The organism is Sphaerimonospora mesophila (assembly GCF_001417795.1).
Classification (GTDB): domain Bacteria; phylum Actinomycetota; class Actinomycetes; order Streptosporangiales; family Streptosporangiaceae; genus Sphaerimonospora; species Sphaerimonospora mesophila.
On record NZ_BCBX01000046.1, the window covers coordinates 109,440 to 128,647 of the forward strand.

Annotated in this window: 22 protein-coding genes; 10 read left to right on the forward strand and 12 right to left on the reverse strand. The window is 69.9% G+C overall.

Going from position 1 to position 19,208, the window contains the following annotated elements:
* Positions 1-16: 16 nt before the first annotated feature.
* Entirely contained in the window at positions 17-1,480 is a 1,464-nt protein-coding gene (locus tag AP234_RS27120; protein WP_160330498.1) for a sensor histidine kinase, read from the forward strand.
* 17 nt (positions 1,481-1,497) lie between these two features.
* Here AP234_RS27120 and AP234_RS27125 read toward each other — a convergent pair whose 3' ends face one another.
* Entirely contained in the window at positions 1,498-1,707 is a 210-nt protein-coding gene (locus AP234_RS27125) for a hypothetical protein (protein WP_055482571.1), read from the reverse strand.
* Between the two features lie 297 nt (positions 1,708-2,004).
* On the opposite strand from AP234_RS27125, the gene AP234_RS27130 reads away from it, so the two are divergent.
* The 3 genes from AP234_RS27130 to AP234_RS27140 all read left to right on the forward strand — a co-directional run bounded on the left by AP234_RS27130 (position 2,005) and on the right by AP234_RS27140 (position 4,271).
* Positions 2,005-2,385 (forward strand): DUF2267 domain-containing protein, encoded by a 381-nt coding sequence (locus tag AP234_RS27130; protein ID WP_055482572.1) that lies wholly within the window; start codon positions 2,005-2,007, stop codon positions 2,383-2,385.
* Between the two features lie 131 nt (positions 2,386-2,516).
* On the forward strand, positions 2,517-3,086 hold the full coding sequence (locus tag AP234_RS27135; protein WP_063843104.1) for a COG4315 family predicted lipoprotein: 570 nt from the start codon (positions 2,517-2,519) through the stop codon (positions 3,084-3,086).
* Between the two features lie 129 nt (positions 3,087-3,215).
* Complete coding sequence (locus AP234_RS27140) at positions 3,216-4,271, forward strand: quinone-dependent dihydroorotate dehydrogenase (protein ID WP_055482573.1); 1,056 nt, start codon at positions 3,216-3,218, stop codon at positions 4,269-4,271.
* A gap of 116 nt (positions 4,272-4,387) precedes the next feature.
* Here the strand turns inward: AP234_RS27140 and AP234_RS27145 are convergent, their stop codons facing one another.
* The 4 genes from AP234_RS27145 to AP234_RS27160 all read right to left on the reverse strand — a co-directional run bounded on the left by AP234_RS27145 (position 4,388) and on the right by AP234_RS27160 (position 8,744).
* Positions 4,388-6,037 carry a beta-N-acetylhexosaminidase gene (locus AP234_RS27145; RefSeq protein WP_055482574.1) on the reverse strand — a complete coding sequence of 550 codons (1,650 nt, stop codon included), beginning with the start codon at positions 6,035-6,037 and terminating at the stop codon, positions 4,388-4,390.
* Between the two features lie 39 nt (positions 6,038-6,076).
* The gene (locus tag AP234_RS27150) at positions 6,077-6,988 is read right to left on the reverse strand and encodes an N-acetylmuramoyl-L-alanine amidase (protein ID WP_055482575.1); all 912 of its coding nucleotides are present in this window, start codon (positions 6,986-6,988) and stop codon (positions 6,077-6,079) included.
* A gap of 226 nt (positions 6,989-7,214) precedes the next feature.
* On the reverse strand, positions 7,215-7,514 hold the full coding sequence (locus AP234_RS27155) for a hypothetical protein (RefSeq protein ID WP_055482576.1): 300 nt from the start codon (positions 7,512-7,514) through the stop codon (positions 7,215-7,217).
* Between the two features lie 126 nt (positions 7,515-7,640).
* On the reverse strand, positions 7,641-8,744 hold the full coding sequence (locus AP234_RS27160) for a LacI family DNA-binding transcriptional regulator (protein WP_083502482.1): 1,104 nt from the start codon (positions 8,742-8,744) through the stop codon (positions 7,641-7,643).
* A gap of 305 nt (positions 8,745-9,049) precedes the next feature.
* On the opposite strand from AP234_RS27160, the gene AP234_RS27165 reads away from it, so the two are divergent.
* Positions 9,050-9,775 (forward strand): TetR/AcrR family transcriptional regulator, encoded by a 726-nt coding sequence (locus AP234_RS27165; RefSeq protein ID WP_235558400.1) that lies wholly within the window; start codon positions 9,050-9,052, stop codon positions 9,773-9,775.
* 196 nt (positions 9,776-9,971) lie between these two features.
* On the opposite strand, the gene bldC is transcribed toward AP234_RS27165, so the two are convergent.
* Together bldC and AP234_RS27175 are read right to left on the reverse strand one after the other, a co-directional pair.
* Entirely contained in the window at positions 9,972-10,175 is a 204-nt protein-coding gene (gene bldC / locus AP234_RS27170) for a developmental transcriptional regulator BldC (protein WP_013133571.1), read from the reverse strand.
* A 346-nt stretch (positions 10,176-10,521) separates the two neighbouring features.
* Complete coding sequence (locus tag AP234_RS27175; RefSeq protein ID WP_055482577.1) at positions 10,522-11,388, reverse strand: hypothetical protein; 867 nt, start codon at positions 11,386-11,388, stop codon at positions 10,522-10,524.
* A gap of 139 nt (positions 11,389-11,527) precedes the next feature.
* Between AP234_RS27175 and AP234_RS27180 the strand changes: the two genes are divergently transcribed.
* Both AP234_RS27180 and AP234_RS27185 read left to right on the forward strand, forming a co-directional pair.
* Complete coding sequence (locus tag AP234_RS27180; RefSeq protein WP_200926738.1) at positions 11,528-12,646, forward strand: Glu/Leu/Phe/Val dehydrogenase; 1,119 nt, start codon at positions 11,528-11,530, stop codon at positions 12,644-12,646.
* 149 nt (positions 12,647-12,795) lie between these two features.
* Positions 12,796-13,029 (forward strand): DUF3073 domain-containing protein, encoded by a 234-nt coding sequence (locus AP234_RS27185; RefSeq protein WP_055482578.1) that lies wholly within the window; start codon positions 12,796-12,798, stop codon positions 13,027-13,029.
* 216 nt (positions 13,030-13,245) lie between these two features.
* Here AP234_RS27185 and purM read toward each other — a convergent pair whose 3' ends face one another.
* Together purM and purF are read right to left on the reverse strand one after the other, a co-directional pair.
* Positions 13,246-14,271 carry a phosphoribosylformylglycinamidine cyclo-ligase gene (gene purM, locus AP234_RS27190; protein WP_055482579.1) on the reverse strand — a complete coding sequence of 342 codons (1,026 nt, stop codon included), beginning with the start codon at positions 14,269-14,271 and terminating at the stop codon, positions 13,246-13,248.
* Positions 14,268-15,704, reverse strand: coding sequence for an amidophosphoribosyltransferase (gene purF / locus AP234_RS27195; protein ID WP_055482580.1), 1,437 nt, complete (start codon positions 15,702-15,704; stop codon positions 14,268-14,270). Before purF ends, purM begins: the two co-directional genes overlap by 4 nt.
* A gap of 456 nt (positions 15,705-16,160) precedes the next feature.
* On the opposite strand from purF, the gene AP234_RS27200 reads away from it, so the two are divergent.
* The gene (locus tag AP234_RS27200) at positions 16,161-16,457 is read left to right on the forward strand and encodes a hypothetical protein (RefSeq protein ID WP_055482581.1); all 297 of its coding nucleotides are present in this window, start codon (positions 16,161-16,163) and stop codon (positions 16,455-16,457) included.
* Between the two features lie 49 nt (positions 16,458-16,506).
* Here the strand turns inward: AP234_RS27200 and AP234_RS27205 are convergent, their stop codons facing one another.
* Complete coding sequence (locus AP234_RS27205) at positions 16,507-16,947, reverse strand: sterol carrier family protein (RefSeq protein ID WP_055482582.1); 441 nt, start codon at positions 16,945-16,947, stop codon at positions 16,507-16,509.
* A gap of 194 nt (positions 16,948-17,141) precedes the next feature.
* A complete protein-coding gene (locus AP234_RS39275; protein WP_268778086.1) occupies positions 17,142-17,267 on the reverse strand; it encodes a hypothetical protein in 126 nt (41 codons plus the stop codon).
* Positions 17,268-17,295: 28 nt separating this feature from the next.
* On the opposite strand from AP234_RS39275, the gene AP234_RS27210 reads away from it, so the two are divergent.
* Positions 17,296-17,904, forward strand: coding sequence for a MarR family transcriptional regulator (locus AP234_RS27210; RefSeq protein WP_063843105.1), 609 nt, complete (start codon positions 17,296-17,298; stop codon positions 17,902-17,904).
* Between the two features lie 35 nt (positions 17,905-17,939).
* Positions 17,940-18,356 (forward strand): HEPN domain-containing protein, encoded by a 417-nt coding sequence (locus AP234_RS27215; RefSeq protein WP_063843108.1) that lies wholly within the window; start codon positions 17,940-17,942, stop codon positions 18,354-18,356.
* Between the two features lie 121 nt (positions 18,357-18,477).
* Here the strand turns inward: AP234_RS27215 and AP234_RS27220 are convergent.
* Positions 18,478-19,208 (reverse strand): MFS transporter (locus AP234_RS27220; protein ID WP_152990650.1); only part of this gene is annotated, 731 nt, incomplete at its 5' end.

Sequence of the window (19,208 nt, forward strand, 5' to 3'; positions counted from 1 at the left end):
TATGTGGGGTCTGCGCGTGATCCCGGGCGTCCGGTCACTGTACGCCCGGTTCACCCTCCTCTGCCTGGTCCTGGCGGTCCTGGTGCTGCTGCCGGGAGGCCTGTTGATGGCGAAGATCGTCCGGGACCGCGACGCCGCGTCGTGGTGGGAATCCGGTCGCGAGGCCGCTCCCACCGCCGCGCAGCGCGTACGGACGGGCCGGCTCGGCGGCACGGCTGAGACGGGAGCGGCAGAGGCCCGGGGCCCGAATGCCGGGCCGGAACCGGTCGTCGGACCGACCGATGAGACGGCCGGCGCGCCGAGCGTGGCCCGGAGTCTGGCCCCGCTGGGCGTGGTGGGCCCACCCGGCGGCGAGCAGGTCCAGCTGACCCAGGCCTGCTCGGATCCGGGAGGGGGTTGCCTGCTCCCCGCGATGGTGCGGGCGTGGCCTGAGTCGGTCCCCCCGGTCCGCCAGCTGGTGCAACGTGTCGTCGGCGCCGCCGTCGGCATGCTCGACCTCCTTCTCGTGTTGCAGGCGGTCGTGCTCGTGACGCTGTCCATCTGGGCGGTCCGCAAGGTGGTCAGGCGCACGCTGCGTCCGGTACGCGAGATCTGTGCCGCGCTGGAGCGGATCAACCACTGCGGCGAGGGCCGGATCGAGGAGCCGCGGGGAAAGGACGACATCACCAGGCTCGCCGGATGCATCAACGCCACGCTGGATCAGATCCGGCAGATGCGGAAGTTCACCTCCGATGTCTCCCACGAGTTGCGAACGCCGCTCACCGCCCTACGCCTCCATGTCGAGGAGTTGCAGCTCAGCCGGGAGCGGGTCGACCTCGACGAGCTGCTGCGCCAGGAGCTGCGCGACATCGAGCGGCTGGAGGGGATCATCAGCGATCTGCTGCTGCTCGCCCGGCTGAAGGAGGGGCCGGGCACCGTACGGCACGCCCCGGTGGACCTCGGAGAACTGGCCAGGGAGGAGGCCGGACTGCGGGCCGGCCGGATCCCGGTCCAGCTCGACGTCGAAAGCGACGTCTGGGTGCTGGGCGTGCGGACCCAGCTCCAGCGGGTGCTGCGCAACCTGCTCGACAACGCTCAGCGGCACGCCATCAGCACGATCAAGGTCGCGGTCGGCAGGAACGGAGGGTCGGCGGAGCTGGCCGTGGCCGACGACGGTCACGGGGTGCCGATAGCGGACAGGGAACGCATCTTCGAGCGCTTCACCCGGCTGGAGGAATCCCGCCGGCTCGACCCCGGCGGCACGGGGCTCGGCCTGGCCATCTCCCGCGAGATCGCCAAGGCGCACGACGGCACTCTGCACGTGGAGGATTCCTGGAACGGCGGGGCCTGCTTCTTGCTCCGGCTCCCGCTGCTGGCCGCGCGCAGGAGAGAACTGCCTCCGTCGGCTCCGGTGGAGCGGGCGGTGCGCGGCACACCCGCCAAGCCCGAGTCGCAGGTGCACATCCGGTGGATCCATCTGGCCGACGGGTGGCCGGAATGACGCGCCTCCCGGGCGGCTCAGCTCCGCTGGAGATCTCCCGGCCGGTCCCGCCGCGGCGGCGTGCATTCCACGTCGGCGGCATCCACACCCGGGTCGTCGGCGGGCACGGCGGCCGGGAGCGGGGGCATGTGGGCGGACGCCCGCGGACCTGCCAGGCGGAGGACCTGCCGGATCCACGCCTCGAGACCCGAGGGATCGGGCGGGGTGAGCGGCGTACGCTCAGCCATCCGGGTGCTCCTTGTCTCTCGCACGATCTGCACGACCAGGCGGATGGGGGGCGTTCCGCGCCGAAGACGCCGCCCAGCTGAACCTGCCCGGCGGCGTTCGATGGTCAGCATGGCATCAGCCGCGAGGTCGCGGCGGGCAGGAGTCATCGACCGCGGTCACGTGTCGGCCTTCGGACCGAACCCGTGTCGGCCTTCGGACCGATTTCGTGCCGACCGCTCCGCCGTACGGCCTCGCGTGCCGCAGGCAATTTCCCTAAAACTGCTCGTTTATCCGCTTCTTTGGGGAATGGAGCAGAAGTGGAGTACAAAGAGTTCATTCGGACGGTGGAGGAGCGCTCTGGGCTGTCGCGTGAGGAATCCGCTGACCTCGCCCGCGCGACGGTCGAGACGCTGGGGGACCGGCTCAGCGCGGGGGAGGCTCGCTGTCTGGCGGCCGAACTACCGGCGCAGTTGCAGGAGTCGCTGCACGTCGGCGGGAGGATCGAGCGGTTCGGCCTGCGTGATCTGGTGCGCCGGGTGAGCCGCCGCACGGGGCTGACGATGGAGGAGGCGCGCGGCGGAGTGCGGGCCGTTCTGCTGACGCTGCGCGAGGCGGTGGGCGGCGACGCGTTCGGTCACGCGATGGCACAGCTCCCCGCCGAATTCGAGCAGGCGGCGTCCGAGCAGGCGTCCATCTGACGCCGACACGGATCACGCGACTTTCATTAGACGGTAAAGGGATGTCCCAGATCTTCGTGTCTTGGCGGCACGCCCCATGTCGCCGCGTGTCTCCTTGGAGCCGTGCTCAGAAACTTCCCTGGAGGCCGAAGATGAGGAAACTGCTGTACGCCGGCATGATCATGGTTGGCTTGCTGGCGTCAGGATGTGGCAGCGCCGAGGAGCCCAACGCGGCCAAACCCGCCGCCGCCGATGAGCACCTCACCGAGCCGAGCGAGACGCCGTACGAGTCCGGATCGGCGACGCCCGAGCCCGGCACCCCCGCTTCGCCGACCTCTCCGGTCATGGCGACCCCGACGGGCCCGGCGAAGGTCGACGTCGCCCAGACCAGCCTCGGCACGATCCTGGTCGGGACGGAAGGTCGCACCCTCTACCTGTTCACGGAGGACAAGAAGGACAAGTCGACCTGCTCGGCGGCCTGTGCGGCCGCCTGGCCGCCCGCGCTCACGCTCGGGAAGCCCCAGGCGGGAACCGGCGTCAACGCGAGCCTGCTCGGCACGCTCAAGCGCGAGGACGGCGCCACCCAGATCACCTACAACAAGCACCCGCTGTACTACTACGCCAAGGACCAGAAGGCCGGCGACACGGCCGGTCAGAACGTCAAGGACTTCAGCGGCGAGTGGTACGCGGTGACCCCGGAGGGCAAGAAGGCGAAGCACTGACGACGCCGGACCGGAATCGACCCGCCTCGACCGCCCCGGCCCCGCCGCGGACGTGAGGGAGCACCGCTCTCCCGCGCCACGCTACGGGGCCGGGGCGGTCGCATGTGCGCGGGCGATAGGCTTGCCGCGATGTATCGACTCGTCTTCACGCAGGTCCTGAGCCGGTTCGACGCGGAGGCCGTGCACCACCTCACGATCAGGCTGCTCCGCCTGCTCTCGGTGTTTCCCGTGGCCAAGCGGCTGCTGTACGGACGGCTCGCGCCGCGCGACGAGGCGCTGCGCGTCCGGGCGTTCGGCGTGCACTTCCCGTCGCCCTTCGGACTCGCCGCCGGCTTCGACAAGGACGCCGGGTGCTTCGAGGCGCTGGCGGCCTTCGGCTTCGGCCATGTCGAGGTCGGCACGATCACGGCGCGGCCCCAGCCCGGCAACCCACGCCCCCGGCTGTTCCGCCTCCCGGAGAGCCGGGCGATCATCAATCGGATGGGCTTCAACAACGCGGGAGCCCGGGCGGCGGCCAGACGGCTGCGCAGGACCAGGGGCGTCCCCGTCGTGGTCGGCGTGAACATCGGCAAGACCAAGGTGGTGCCCGAGAGCGAGGCGGTGGCCGACTACGTGACGAGCGCCCGGCTGCTCGCCCCCTTCGCCGACTACCTCGTGGTGAACGTGAGCTCGCCCAACACGCCGGGGCTGCGCGACCTCCAGGCGGTCGAGCTGCTGCGGCCGCTGCTGACGGCCGTACGGGAGGCGGCGGGCCGGACGCCGCTGCTCGTGAAGATCGCCCCGGACCTCGCGGACGAGGACGTCGACGCGGTCGCCGAACTCGCCGTCGACCTGGGGCTGGCCGGGATCATCGCCACGAACACCACGATCAGCCGCGCCGGGGTGTCCAGCACCGAGGCCGGGGGCCTGTCGGGCCGGCCGCTGAAGGCCAGGTCGCTGGAGGTGCTGCGCAGACTGCACCAGAAGACGGGCGACCGCCTCACCATCGTCTCGGTCGGCGGGGTGGAGGACGCCGACGACGTGTGGGAGCGGCTGCGCGCCGGTGCGACGCTCGTGCAGGGGTACACCGGCATGATCTACAACGGACCACTGTGGGCGTGGCACATCAACCGGGAGCTGTCCCGCCGTCTGCGCCGGCACGGCCACACCTCGATCGGCCAGGTCGCCCCCACTCCCCACCCGTGATCTTACATTTTCTCGCAGGCCATGCCTGCGACCTGGGGAAACACCATCCGTGATCTTGGAGTTTCTGGCGCCCGGCCCGGCTGGCCAGGCCGGTCACCCTTCGTGATCTTGCAGTGTCACATGCTGGGACGGGTGGAGTCCGCCGACTGGGTCAGGTCGTACAGGCGCCGCATCACCTCGTGCACGTCGATGACACCGGGGCGGTGACGCCGCCACCCGGTGCCGCCCCGCTGCCAGGGCCGTGGTCCCGCCGGCGGGCGATATTCCACCCCGAAGGCGTCCATCCGGACGAGATGGGCGTCGAGACGGCGGGTGAAGCAGTCCGCCGCGGGCGTGCCGGTCCAGGCGATCTCGGCCGCCGCGCAGCCACGCGGCCAGGCCCGATAGTCGAGCGTCCGCCCGTCGGGAATGCGCTCGCTCCAGAGCTGGAACTGCATGCCGATCACCCGGTCCCGCTCCGCGCCCGACCACTCGGCCGGCACGGGCGTGAAGGCCGCCACGTCGGCCAGCGTGATCGTCTCACCGATGGCCAGGGGTTCCTCCGGCGAGGCCGCCTCCGCGTAGTCGAAGTACAGGGGGAACACCGGCGTCGCGACGACCTCGTGGCCGGCCGCCGCCGCTCGCCGTCCCACATCGGGGCCGCGCCACGGCATCACCACCGTGTCCTGCCTGAGCATCCCGCTGACGAACGCCTCGTCCCACACGACCGCCCGGCATCCGCGCGCGGCGAGCACGTCGGCCAGCCGGCGCAGGAACCAGGCGTGCAGATCGGCGGGGGCGGCCAGACCCAGCTCCGACTGGTACGCGGAGATCTCGGCCGAGGCCGCCCAGTCGTCCAGCACGCACTCGTCGCCACCGATGTGGAAGTACGGCACGGCACCCAGCGCGCCGATCACCTCGTCGAAGACGGCGGTGAGGAAGTCGACCGTGGCCGGAAGCGGGGAGAGGATCGCGGGGGAGATGCCCCACCGGTCCAGCACCCGATATCGCTCCTCCGGCCGTGCCCCGAACCTCGGGTAGGCCGCCAGGATCGCCGAGGCATGTCCCGGCACGTCGATCTCCGGCACGACGGTGACCGCCCGGGCCGCGGCGTAGGCGGAGATCTCCGCCAGGTCCGCCAGCGTGTAGTACCCGCCGTGCGGCACGCCGTCGAAGGTCGGCTCCTCCCGGTAGTAGCTGGTGGTCGTCTGATCCCGGTGTGAGCCGACCTCGTGGAGCAGCGGGTAGGCCCGGCTCTCCACCCGCCAGCCCTGGTCGTCCACGAGGTGCAGGTGGAGCCGGTTGAGCTTGTGCAGGGCCAGCAGGTCGATCATCCGCAGCACCTCCCGCTTGGGCAGGAAGTTGCGTGCGACGTCGAGATGGGCGCCACGCCAGGAGAGCGCGGGCGCGTCCGCGATCCGCCCGCAGGGCATGGTCCAGGTCGTGCCGGGGACGGCCGTCGCCCGGTATGCCTCGGCGGGCAGCAGCTGCCGCAGCGTCTGCCCGGCGTAGAAAGCGCCGGCCCGGTCGCCTGCGACGATCCGTACGGCTTCGGCGGCGATCTCGATCTCGTACGCCTCGGGGCCGAGCGCGGCGTCCTCGGTCACACGCACCGCCGCGAAGGCGTCCGCTGCCGCGGCGTCGGCGGGCCGGAGGTCGAGCACGGCGAGCGAGAGCCGTACGGCATCGACGAGGGCGGCCGGCCCGCTGACCGCCGAGCCGGGGGTGAGCTCGAAGACACCGGGCGCGCGCTCGGCCACGCGGGGCCGTGGAAGGAGGCGATCCATGCCCTAGATCATGCCAAATATCCGGTGCGTCCGGTCGGATCAGTGCAGCAGATAGTCCCGGAGGCCGCGGGCCAGGGAGTCGGCGATGCGCTGCCGGAACCGCTCGTCCTTGAACTTGGCCGCGTCCTGCGCGTTCCGCATGTTCCCGCACTCAAGGAAGATCTTCGGCACCTTCGACAGGTTGAGCCCGCCGAGGTCGCTGCGGGCGACGAGCGCGTTCCTGCCCAGATAGTTCGAGTACGGCAGGCCGGTGCCGCGGCGGAAGGCGTCCCTGATCGTACGGCCCAGCCGGCCGGAGTCGCCGACGACGGGGTCGACCGGGCCGTCGATCTTCTTGGGGACGATGATGTGGAAACCTCGGCCGCTCGGCGGTGCGCCGTCGGCGTGGACCGAGATCGCCGCGTCGGCCCTGGCCCGGTTCCCGATCGCCGCCCGCTCGGTGATGCACGGGCCCCAACTCGTGTTGTCGGCGCGGGTGAGCCTGACCACGGCGCCCATGTTCCTCAGCCGCTTCGCGAGCCGCTTCGAGACGTCCCAGGTGAACGCCGCCTCGCTGTAGCCGTCGTTGGTCGACGTACCGGTGGTGTCACAGGCCTTCCGCTTGGTGAGGACGTCGACCTGCCTGTTGATCTCCCGGGAATGCCGCCAGTTGCCGCCGTTGTGGCCGGGATCGATGACGACGACCTTTCCGGCCAGCGGCTTCGTCTGGGACGCGCTCCGCGCGGCGCCATCCGCCCCGGCCCGGTCATCGGCCTGCGCCGTCGCCTGCGAACCGGTCGGCGATTGCGTCCGGGCATCGGCCTGCGGCGTGTACGCCGTACGGGCGGTCGCCCGGCCCCCGGCGTCGAGATCCTCGGGACCGTCCCGGCCCTCCGGAGAGGCGCCGCAGGCGACCAGGGTGCCGAGCCCCCACAGGCCGAGAACCGCGGCGGCGAGTGGTCGACTGATCACGCTCGAATCCCTTCGCGAGGCTCCGGTCGTGTCCGACGGACCATGCCCTGCCAGGCGTCGCCGACGGGCCTCGACCCATGGGCTCCTCCTGCGCCCGGCGAGGCGTCCGGCGGGATCGCGCTCGCAACAGGCGGCATCCGTCAGACACTCCCCTGTAAAACCAACCTACGCGCAAAGCACACGTGACCATGCCGTCGCACCAGAAAGCGCGGGAAGGCGAGCGGCACTAGGCTCCCGGAGCCACGGAGAGCCCGACCGCCTGAGGGGCTCGCACGGACGCGGCGGCGTCCTGCCCGTGCAGGAGGAGGGCGGCCAGTTCGCGGGCGTCCGCCGCGTCGAGCCCCAGCACCACCCGGGGGCGTCCCCACGGGTGCTGGATCGAATGGGCGACGTAGCTCGCCACGGAGTCGGCGATGCCGTCGTCGCCGCTGATGGCCAGTCCGCGGGCCTCCCGCCAGCGCACCCAGGCCCGTTCCAGCTCATCGGCCGCCCGCTGTGCGCAGGAGACCAGCTCCGGATCACGCATGAAATCCCCCGATTCTCGCGAAACGCGGTCGCCGCCCCGGCGGGTCCCCCCGATGCCACTGACTCGCCGGGGTCGGCGTCACGGCACGAGTTAACACCGCCGCGAGACGACACGTCGGCGGTTGACCTAGCTTTGGACCTCGCTTGGTACGGCCCCGGTGCTGCGCCGGACGACCAGTTGGGGGGTCACCTGCCGGAGTCTGGAGGATTTACCCGGTTCCGAGATGCGGTCGCTGAGCAGGGCGGCCGCCGACCGCCCCATCGCCCGCCGCGGCTGGTCGACGCTGGTGAGCGAGATCTGGTTCACCGCCGCGAGATGCGTGTTGTCGTACCCCACCACGGACAGGTCCTGGGGCACTCGCAGGCCCAGTTCGCTCGCGGCCGTGAGCACGCCCATCGCGACGATGTCGTTGGCCGCGAAGACCGCGGTCGGCCGAGGCGTACGGCGCAGCAGCGCCAGCGCGGCCTGCCGGCCGCTCTCCTCGGTGAAGTCTCCGTGCTCGACCATGATGTGCGGGGCCAGCCCGTGCCGGCGCATGGCCATCAGATAGCCCTCACAGCGGCAGCGGGCGGCCGACGACGGCGTCCCCTCGATGTGCGCGATCTGCCGGTGCCCGAGCTCCACCAGGTGGTCGACGGCCAGCCTCGCCCCGAGCTGGTCGTCGTCCACGACGATGTCGATGCCCTCGAGGTCCACGTCGCGTTCGCCCACCACCACCGTGGGGGTGTAGGCGGCGGCCTCGGCGAGCGTGTCGCTGGACGGGGCGATGCCCAACATGACCAGGCCGTCCACACGCAGTTCCAGGAACGCCTCCACGGCCTCGTCCTCGAACGCCGGGTCCCATCGGCCGCTGCCGATCAGTAATCGAAGACCGTCGCCGTGCAGGCTCTCCTGCAGACCGTCCAGGAACTCGGCGTAGAACGGGTTGTGCAGATCGGCCACCAGGGCGCCCACCAGGTGGGTACGGCCCTCCACAAGGCTGCGGGCCACCGCGTTCGGGCGGTACCCGAGCTCCCTGGCCGCCTGGAGGACCGCCTCCCTGCGATGTTCGCTCACATGAGGTGATCCCCTGAGCACGAGGGACACCAGCGACTTGGACACTCCGGCACGTTCGGCCACATTGCGGATCGTGGGCCGCGGCCGCGGGCTGAATCCATCGGGCAGCCCGCTGTCGGGCAGCGATACGCCGACGCTGTTCCGGGCAGTGGTCTGCATGGACGGTCCTGACATGGCTCTCCCCACGATGCGTGGACGTGCATCTGACACACCAAACGATCGAGTTGCCCAGAGGGTACGGGTTAAGACCGTAACGCTCGTTCTTGCCCGTTCCTCCGCGCGTTGGAGATGCCCGATAGTGGCTGATCGCCGTTGGAAGGCCGGCTTGCTCGCCGTAGGGCGAGTTGGTGTTTCCCGTGTGGCCGTTGGTCGTCAGGGGTGTCGGTTCTGCCTGTTCCTCGTCCGTGCGTTCGGGTGCCCGATGGGGGCTGCCGTTGTGAGGGGAGAAAGCTGCGGATCGACCCGATAGTGTTCAAGGTGTGGGTGCCACACGCCAGGTGGGAGAGAGCACACGGCGGGTTCGGCGCAGGCTGAGCGTGGACCGGCGGCGGGAGGAGTTGATCGCTGCCGCACTCGACCTGTTCAGCAAGCATGACGCCGAGGACGTCTCGATCGACGACGTCGCCGTCTCGGCGGGCGCGTCACGGGCGCTCGTCTACCACTACTTCGGCGGCAAGCAGGAGCTCTACGTGGCGGCGCTGCGCAGCGCCGCCAAGGAACTGGACGCGAGACTGCATCCCCGCGGCACGGAGTCACCGGACGGGGAGACGCCGGACGGGGAGACGCCGCCCGATGAAGCCGGAGCGCGGCGGCGGGGCGCCGACCCCGTGGACGAGATCGCGCGCGGGCTGACCCGCTATTTCGACTTCGTGGAGGAGCACGCGACGGGATTCGCCGCACTGCTCAGGGGCGGCCCCGCCAACCGTGCCGGAGAGGTCGGCGAGATCGTCGACGGCGTACGGCAGCGCATGCTCCGGCTCATCCTGAGCGCGATGTGGGACGGCACGCCGGGCCCGATGCTCCGGGTCACGTTGCGATCGTGGATCGCCGTGGTCGAGACGGCCGGGCTCGACTGGCTGGAGCACCGTGACATGGACCGGAGCGAGCTCGAACGGATGCTGGTGGATCAGATGGTCGCGCTGCTGACCGGGGCGGCCGAGCACGACCGGGAGGTGGCCACCCTGCTGGCGCGGCTGCGGCGGTGACAGGTCTGGCCGGTGCGATAGGTCTGACAGGTGACCGCTTCGGCGGGAAGCGGCCGGGGTAGCGGGGAGGCGCCGGGCGGGCGGCGCCGGCCCCCCATATGACCCGTAACCCATGGTGATCACGGGCTCGTGCTGACGCGCTCGCACTTCTCGACGGAGCGCGTTCGTTGTCCCGCTTGCGGGTGACGGCCCCGTGCTACTCGGAGCGCTGCTGCGGAATCCCCGCGAGCAGTGCCCGGACCTCGGTCTCCCGGTAGCGCCGGTGACCCCCGAGGGTACGGATGGACGTCAGCTTGCCCGCCTTCGCCCAGCGGGTGACGGTCTTGGGGTCGACGCGGAACATGGTGGCGACCTCCGCCGGGGTGAGCAGTGGCTCGGCCTCGGGTGTACGAGCTGACATTTCTGCGGCCTCTCCTCCGTGTGGACCGGCGACAGCGACGTCTTGGCCGCGCTGGTCCTGTCTGGCGCTTGTCTGGTCTGACGCTTGCCAGGGATGTCAGCAAATGACCCAAATGTGCGGTTTTCCAGGATCATTTGCGGCATCACCCGATGTGACCATACAGCCACGTAGTGCGATTGGCGAGCCCTCCGGGCACAACATCTCGACCACGGGTTGATGTCACGCTCGGTGATTCTAGCGACACGTTTCGTGGTATCGCAGTGAAAACGGCAAACTGCTCAGTTCGTAGATGTGAGATCGAATGTTCCGTGACCAGATCGTGCAGGTCGCGGCCCTTTCATTACGATCAGTTTGCCCGTTCCAGGGCCTTGATCGACCTCCAGCGGAGAATGACCCGCTGATACATCGCGAAGGCAAGCTCCTCCTGACCGTTGTCCAAACTCGTGAGAGCGGTGGCCACCTCGGCCACGGACTGGTCGCCCTGGAGCGTGTTGTCGTCCATCAGGTGGACGAGACCGCCGTAGTCGAGCTCGACGAGCGAGTGGGGGTGGAACTCCTCCAGCCAGCGGCCCACGTCCTCGACGTCGCTCAGGGTCGTCACCTGGCCGACGTGCCGCCGGATCGTCACCAGGGCACGGGCCACCCGGCGCCGTGCCTGCGCCATCGAGGTGACGTAGAGCATGTTCCTGGGCGGCGCCGTCGTGGTCGGTACGGCGCCCTCGCCGGCCGCCTCGGAGCCGAGCACCAGCCACCGCTCCGCCGAGTCGAACGGGACGAACCACGGCGTCGGGACATGCCAGGTGCTGGTCCTGATGTGGGTACGCAGCGAGTGCTCATAGCGCTTGAACCGGTCGAAGTCGTCCGCGGTCTGCTCGGCGACCTTGTCCGGCACGAACCGGTCGGCCAGCCTGATGGGCAGGCTGCCGCGGAACGAGGTGAACGCCAGCCACGACCGCAGCCTGCTCTGCCACGGGCAGACATAGAGCATCTCCTCGACCCGGCGCAGGTACGCGTTCGGGCTCTCCTCCTCCGGGGCCGGCACCGGAGGCACGCACATCAGCCGGCGAAGCGACTCGCCGTGCTCGACCTCGAGTGCGCCGGCCCGTCGCGGCCGGGTTCTGGACTCGGCATAGCGGGCCCAGCCGACCTGATCCTGTGGGGCGAAGGCGGTCAGCGGCTCGTACACGCGGAGATAGGCAGCGTAGGGGAGCACACCCAGAATCGTGCCACGGCACCGAGGCCATGTGCAGTACCGTCCCGACTTTTCATGATCGTTTTCTGGGAAGGTCGGTAAGCTGTGAGGAGATTCGCCGCAAGGAGGCGGCGAACAGAGGCGATCAGGAGTCACCATCGTGACCGACGTCTTCGGGCTCTCCCACAAGGACACCAGCCCTGCCAAGGACGCGACCCCCATCCAGCCGGTGAAGCACGAACAGGTCGTTTTCTGCTCTGACGAGCGCAGCGGCCTGTACGCGATCATCGCGATCTACAGCACCGCCCTCGGGCCGGGACTCGGCGGCACCCGGTTCTACCCCTACGAGAGCGAGCAGGCCGCGCTCGCCGATGTGCTCAATCTCTCCCGCGCCATGGCGTACAAGAACTCCCTGGCCGGGCTCGACCTGGGCGGCGCGAAGGCCGTCATCATCGGCGACCCGGCCACCACCAAGAACGAGGCCCTGCTGCGGGCCTACGGCAGGTTCGTCCAGTCGCTCGGCGGCCGCTACTACACCGCCTGCGACGTGGGCACCTATGCCGAGGACATGGACATCGTCGCCCGAGAGTCCGCCTACGTCGTCGGCCGGACCCCCGAGCACGGAGGCGCGGGCGACTCCTCCATCCTCACCTCCTTCGGCGTGTTCCAGGGCATGCGCGCGGCATCCGAGCACATGTACGGAACCTCCTCACTGAGGGGCCGCCGGGTCGGGGTCGAGGGGCTGGGCAAGGTCGGGCACCGTCTCGTCGATCACCTGATCGAGGACGGCGCCGAGGTCGTGGTCTGCGACGTGTCCGAGCAGGCGGTCGAGCGGGTGCGGCTGCGCCACCCGTCGGTCGAGGTCGTCGCGGACACCGCGGCACTGACCGCGGCCGACATCGACGTCTACGCGCCGTGCGCGCTCGGCGGGTCGGTCGACGACGCGGCCGTCCCCCGGCTCAAAGCCAAGATCGTGTGCGGCGCGGCCAACAACCAGCTCGCGCATCCGGACGTGGAGAAGCAACTCGCCGAACGGGGCATCCTCTACGCGCCCGACTACCTGGTGAACTCCGGAGGAGTCATCCAGGTGGCCGACGAGATCGAGGGCTTCGACATGGCCAGGGCCAGGGCCAGGGCCGCCCGGATCTTCGACACCACCCTCAAGATCTTTGAGATGGCCGACGTGGAAGGCGTCCCTCCGGGGGCCGCAGCGGATAGGCTGGCGGAGCGAAGAATGTCGGAAGTGGGTCGGCTGAGGGGCATTTGGCTCCGACGTTGACCAGCGCCACTCGTACGACGTACCGAGCGGCGCACAAACCAGGTACGGTAATAGGCGAGTGAGAGACTGGCGCCTGAAGTCAGTGCGTCAGTGCGCGGTGCGTTAGTGACGAGGGGTCGGGCACGGCCCCGCATGAGGGGGTCGAGCCAATGGGGCGCGGCCGAGCAAAGGCCAAGCAGGTCAAGGTCGCCCGTCGGCTGAAGTACAACAGCGGCGGAACGGATCTTGAGCGCCTGCGCGCGGAGCTCGGAGTCGTGGACGAGGACGATTCCGGCCGCAACAAGGAGCATGACCCTTACGAAGAGCTGGCAAGTCGCTATGCCGACTACGCCGTCGACGACGAAGACGAGGGCGACACCAGCGAGCGTCGTGGGCGCCGTTGATCCGTTTGTGAGTGCCAGGTAAGCCGTCCGGCGGGGTACGCCCCGCCGGGCGGCTTGCTTGCCTGTCCGGCCCATCGGTGCCGCCACCGCGTGCCGGGTGCGGGTCAGACGGGATGCTCGTCGGACGCGCGGGCCCGGCATGCTTTCTGGCATGCCGCCGAAGGGACCGCTTCCGTCCGGGCCTGTCCTTCTCCGAGCGCATGGGCTCCGGGCACATCAGCGGAACCTGGCCTGCCCGGAGCCGGCGACGATCTCGCCGAGCATCCAGGTGGGCACCCCGCGCCGGTTCAGCAGCTCAATCGCCTGGTCGGCCCGTCCGGCGGGGACGATGGCGCACATGCCCACACCCAGGTTGAACGTCCGGTCCATCTCCGACTGCGGGACCCTGCCGTGACCGGCCAGCACCTCGAAGATCGCGGGAGGCGTCCACGAGCCGCGGTCCAGGAGGGCGTCGGCGCTGTCGGGCAGAGTCCTGGCCAGGTTGGCGGCGAGCCCGCCGCCGGTGATGTGGGCCAGCGCGTGGACCTCGGTCTCCCGGATCAGTGCGAGGCAGTCCAGGGAGTAGATCCGGGTCGGCTCGAGCAGCTCCTCGCCGAGTGTCCGGCCCAGTTCGGGCAGTTCCCGCTCCAGGCTGAGCCCAGCGGTCGATATGACATGCCTCACAAGGGAGTATCCGTTCGAGTGGACTCCGCTGGAGGCCAGGCCGAGCACGACGTCGCCGGGCACGACCCGATGGGGGCCGAGCAGTTCGTCGGCCTCGACCACTCCGGTGCCCGCACCGGCCAGGTCGTACTCGTCCGGGCCCATCGCACCGGGATGCTCGGCCGTCTCCCCGCCGATCAGTGCGCAGCCGGCCAGGCGGCACCCCTCCGCCACACCGCCGACGATGTCGGCGATGCGCTCGGGCACGACCTTCCCGCACGCGATGTAGTCGGTCATGAAGAGCGGCTCGGCCCCGCACACCACGAGGTCGTCGACGACCATGCCGACGAGGTCGATGCCGATCGTGTCGTGCCTGCCGAGCCGCTGGGCCAGCATCACCTTGGTGCCGACGCCGTCGGTGGAGGTCGCAAGCAGCGGCCGCCGGTAGCGCAGGAACGCGGAGGCGTCGAAGAGCCCGGCGAAGCCGCTGGCGTCGTCCACGACCTCCGGCCGCCGGGAGCGGGCCACCCGAGACTTCATCAGCTCGACGGCGCGGTCACCGGCCTCGATGTCGACACCGGCGGCGGCGTAGCTGGTCATCGCTGGGCCTCCAGCACGAACTTCCCCACTCTGTCTTCCTCGATCGGGATCGGATAGTCACCGGTGAAGCAGGCCCGGCAGAGCCGGTCGGCGGGCAGCGTGGTCGCCCGCGTCAACCCCTCAAGCGAGATGTAGCCGAGTGAGTCGGCGCCGAGGGAGTGCCTGATCTCCTCTGTCGTCAGCGACCCGGCGATCAGCTCGGCCCTCGTCGCGAAGTCGATGCCGTAGAAGCAGGGCCAGGCCACCGGCGGCGAGGAGATCCGTACGTGCACCTCGGCGGCGCCCGCCTCGCGCAGCATCTTGACGATGGCGCGCTGGGTGTTGCCCCGCACGATCGAGTCGTCCACCACGACCAGGCGCTTGCCCTGGATCACCTCGCGCAGCGGGTTCAGCTTCAGCCTGATGCCGAGCTGGCGGATGGTCTGCGACGGCTGGATGAAGGTACGGCCGACGTAGGAGTTCTTCACCAGGCCCTGGCCGTACGGGATGCCGCTCTGCTCGGCGTAGCCGATGGCGGCCGGCGTGCCGGACTCGGGCGTGGGAATCACGAGATCGGCGTCCACCGGGTGCTCGCGGGCCAGCACACGGCCGACCTCCACCCGGGTGGCCTGCACGCCACGCCCGGCGATGGTGGTGTCGGGGCGGGCGAGGTAGACGTACTCGAACAGGCAGCCCTTGGGCTCGGCTGCGGCGAACCGCCGGGAGCGCACTCCGCGCTCGTCGATCGTCAGCAGCTCACCGGGCTCGACCTCGCGGATGAAGGAGGCCCCGACGATGTCGAGGGCCGCGGTCTCGGAGGCGATCACCCAGCCGCGCTCCAGCCGGCCCAGCACGAGCGGCCGGACACCCTGCGGGTCGCGGGCGGCGAACAGCGTCGTCTCGGTCATCCAGACCAGTGAGTAGGCGCCCTTCACCTGCGGCAGCAGCTCGGCCGCCACGTCCTCCACGGGGCGTGAGCCGTGCTTGGCGAGGAGGGCGGTGAGCACCTCGGTGTCGGTGGTGGCCCTGATGGAGCCCGGCGCGACGTCCTCGGCGAGCTGCGCCGTGTTGATCAGATTGCCGTTGTGCGCGAGCGCCAGCCCACCGTCGTCGGTGGAGTTCAGTGTGGGCTGCGCGTTCTCCCAGTTGCTCGATCCGGTGGTGGAGTAGCGGCAGTGCCCGATGGCCAGGTGGCCGCGGAGGGTGCCGAGGATGGACTCGTCGAAGACCTGGGGTACCAGCCCCATGTCCTTGTAGACGAGGATGCGGTCGCCCTCGCTCACCGCGATGCCCGCGGACTCCTGCCCGCGGTGCTGCAGTGCGTACAGGCCGTAGTAGGTGAGTTTGGAGACGTCCTCCCCGGGAGCCCAGACGCCGAAGACGCCACACGCGTCCTTTGGAGCGTGGTCCTGGGGGTCGAGGTCATGGCCCAGCCGGCCGTCGCCCTTCAACACGTACTTGAGTCTATTTGGACGACGGCGCTGCTCGGACCGGGGGCTGGTGGAGTCTCACCGGAAGGATCGACCCCGCTTTGCCGTGTCGTCCCTGGCCCGGCCGTGATTCTCGGGAGATTCTGGCCGTTCCGGCAGCCCCCGAAATCACCTATGGAAGGGATCACCGTGGCGACACCCGACTACCCCGATCGCCCTGGGCAGCCCGAATCACGCCCTCCCGAAGGCCCACCCTCCCCTGAAGGTCCACGCCCTCCCGGAGGTCAGGGCCCCCAGGGGCCCCCGCAGCGGCCACCCCAGGGTCCGTACGAACAGGGTCCGTATGGACAGGGGCAGGGCCCGTACGGACAGGGTCCGTACGGCGGGTCGCTGCCCCCGCCGCCTTCGGGGCCGGCGGGACCGCCGGGCGGCTGGCCGCCACCGCCGCCGGTCGGTGGCGGGCTGGGCACGGCGGCGCTGGTGCTCGGCATCGCCGGTCTCGTCCTGCTGCCCGTGTGCGGGATCGGCGCGCTGGTCGCCATCCCCGGACTCATCGTGGGGATCGTGGCGACGGTCAGGAGGTCCAACCGGCGACGGGCCGTCATCGGTCTCGCGCTGAGCATCGCGACCCTGATCCTCGCAGTGATCTTCGTGGTGCTGTTCAACAACTGGCTCAGCGACACGGGCCTGCGTGAGTGCTTCGATCCGGCGCTCTACCCGGACCAGGAGGCCGTGCAGAACTGCGTGGAGAACAAGCTCGGCGGCAGAACGGGCTAGGCAGGGGAACGGGCCGGGCCGGGCAGGCGGATCGGGACAGGCCGGAGGTCTAGCGCAGCGGCAGGTGCTCCGACAGGTCGGCCCGCGCCCCGCTCGCGGAGATGCGCCCTGCGGCGGTCGCCTCCGTCCACGAGAGCGTGCCGATGGCCAGCTCCAGCCAGGTCCGCGGGTCGGTCTCGATGACGTTGGGCGGGGTGCCCCGGGTGTGCCGCGGCCCCGCCACGCACTGCGCGGCGGCGTACGGCGGCACGCGGACCTCCACCGACCGCCCGGGTGCCCGGGTGGCCAGCTCGTCCAGCAGGAGCCGTACGGCGAAGCGTGCGGCGTCCCTGACCGGCGTCAGGCCGGCGTCGTAGGCGGCGAGCACCGCCCGTGCGCACGCGTCCGGCACATCGTCGTCCGGGCCGTCGAACGGCGGCTCGCCCAGTTCGGCGAGCTGGGCGTCGAGCGCCTCACGAACCTTCTCCGGATCCAGTCTCCGCGGCGGCATCCGCCCATTCTCCCCGATCACCCCGGCTCGGCGACCGTTGACCATGAGGGCGGGGCCGGCACCCCGACGCCCACGAGCTGCGTACCCCTATCGAGGGACCGCAGGCAGCCGCGAAACCTCTCGTACGGCTCCGCGGGCTGGTGACGAGGCAGGTCGCGGAGCCGTACGGCCGGGTTCAGGGGACTCCGGGGGATTCAGGCGACCGGCTCGGTGGTGGGGCGGCCGGTGACGGCGGCCGGTCGCGCGGGCTCGGGTGAGACGCCGCAGGCCTGGCGCAGCGAGTAGAGGCTCAGCGGCACGCCGACCCACACGTGGACCATTCGGAATAGCCGAAGATATATTCGGTCTATGCGAAGAGTCGAGGCGTCCGTGGTTCCTCTGTTCCGGACGCGGACCCAGGCGGAACTCCTCGCCGCCGTCTACCTGCGACGGGAGCGGCACTGGACTCTGGCGTCACTGTCGAGGGAGCTCAACACCTCTCCCTCGACCTTGCATGCCGAGGTCAAGCGCCTGGAAGAAGCCGAGCTGATCACGGCGACCGAGGTAGGCCGCTCCCGGATACTCGAACCCAACCTGAAGCATCCCGTCAGCAAGCCCCTGATTGAAATCTTGTCCTATATGTACGGCCCTCAAGCGATCATCGCCGAGGAGTTCGCCGACATTCCCAGGGCGGACCGCGTCCTCATCTTTGGCTCATGGGCAGCTCGTCATAGCGGCGAACCAGGGCATCCACCGCACGATATCGACGTTCTCGTCATCGGCGACGCCGACCGAACCGCGGTTTACGCTGCCGCGGACAGAGCCCAGGAACGTATCGGAATGCCGGTGAATCCGGTCCTGGCCTCCACTCGTAGATGGCAGACTGCCACCGACGCCCTGATCCGGCAGATCAAGGCAAGCCCCACGATCGAACTCATCTCACGGGCTACCGATAACGGACAGGAAGCAGCACAGTGACGCGGTGGAGGCGTGGCGAGGCCGACATTGAGCGAATGCTCATAGATCAGGAACTACAGCGGGTTCGCGGCGAAGCGACTGATGGGTCCGGGTGGCTGGAGAAGAGCTCGGTCACTCTTGCAAGCGCCGAAGATCTCGCCGAGACCGATCCCAACTCCGCTTACACCCTGGCTTACGACGCGGCACGATTCACCTGCGCGGGCCTGTTGGCTCAGCAAGGGTTACGTGCCACCACGAAGGGCGGACACTATGCGATTCAGCAAGCGATGATTCGCCAGTTCGGCCCCACTTTCGAGCCTTTTGGGACCATGCGACGCAGGCGAAACGAACTTGAATACCCTGAATTCCCTGATGAGGTGGTCGACCGGGCTGAAGCAGCGCATGCGATCGAAACGGCACGATCTCTCCTCCAAGCCGCCACCAAAATCCTGGGCCACCTCGGCCTGTTCTGAAAGATAGGGGCGCGAAGACGGGGACAGGAGTGATCGTGCGAACCTCTCGTACGGCTCCGCGGGCTGGTGGCGAGGTAGGCCGCGGAGCCGTACGGCCGGGTTCAGGGGAACTCCGGGGGATTCAGGCGACCGGCTCGGTGGTGGGGCGGCCGGTGACGGCGGCCGGTCGCGCGGGCTCGGGTGAGACGTCGCGGGCCTGGCGAAGCGAGTAGAGGCTCAGCGGCACGCCGACCAGCACGATCGCCGCCGCGATGAGCAGGGTGAACTGGTACGCCTCGAGGAAACGGTGCATCGCTGTCCCGGTGATGGCGCTCTCCCGGCTGCTCATGATGGCGCCCAGGACCGTGATGCCGAGCAGGCCGAAGACCTCGCGGGAGACGTTCAGCACGCCGGAGGCGACGCCCGCCCGAGCCGTCGGCATGGCGCCGAGCACGACGTTCGTCAGGGGGACGAGCAGCCCGGCGCCCAGGCCGTACAGCAGGAACCAGGGGAGCAGGTCGGGGTAGCCGTCGCCCTCGCCGACCGTCGACACCATGGCCACGGCGCCCGCCATCATGGCGAGGCCAATCGCGACCGTGCGGGCGTTGCCGACCCGCTCGGCGATCCGCGGCGCCACCGTGGCGATCACCGCCATGATCAAGGCCATCGGCACGAAGCCGGCACCCGCCTCGATGGGGGTGAAGCCCAGCGCGTTCTGCAGGTAGAGCGCGGTGAAGAAGTAGATGCCGAACACACCGAACGACCACAGTCCCATCGAGAGCAGGCCCCCGCTGAAGATCCGCTCACGGAACAGGCTGAGGTCGATCATCGGCCGGTCCGCGCGGGACTCGATGATCAGGAAAGCGATGGCGG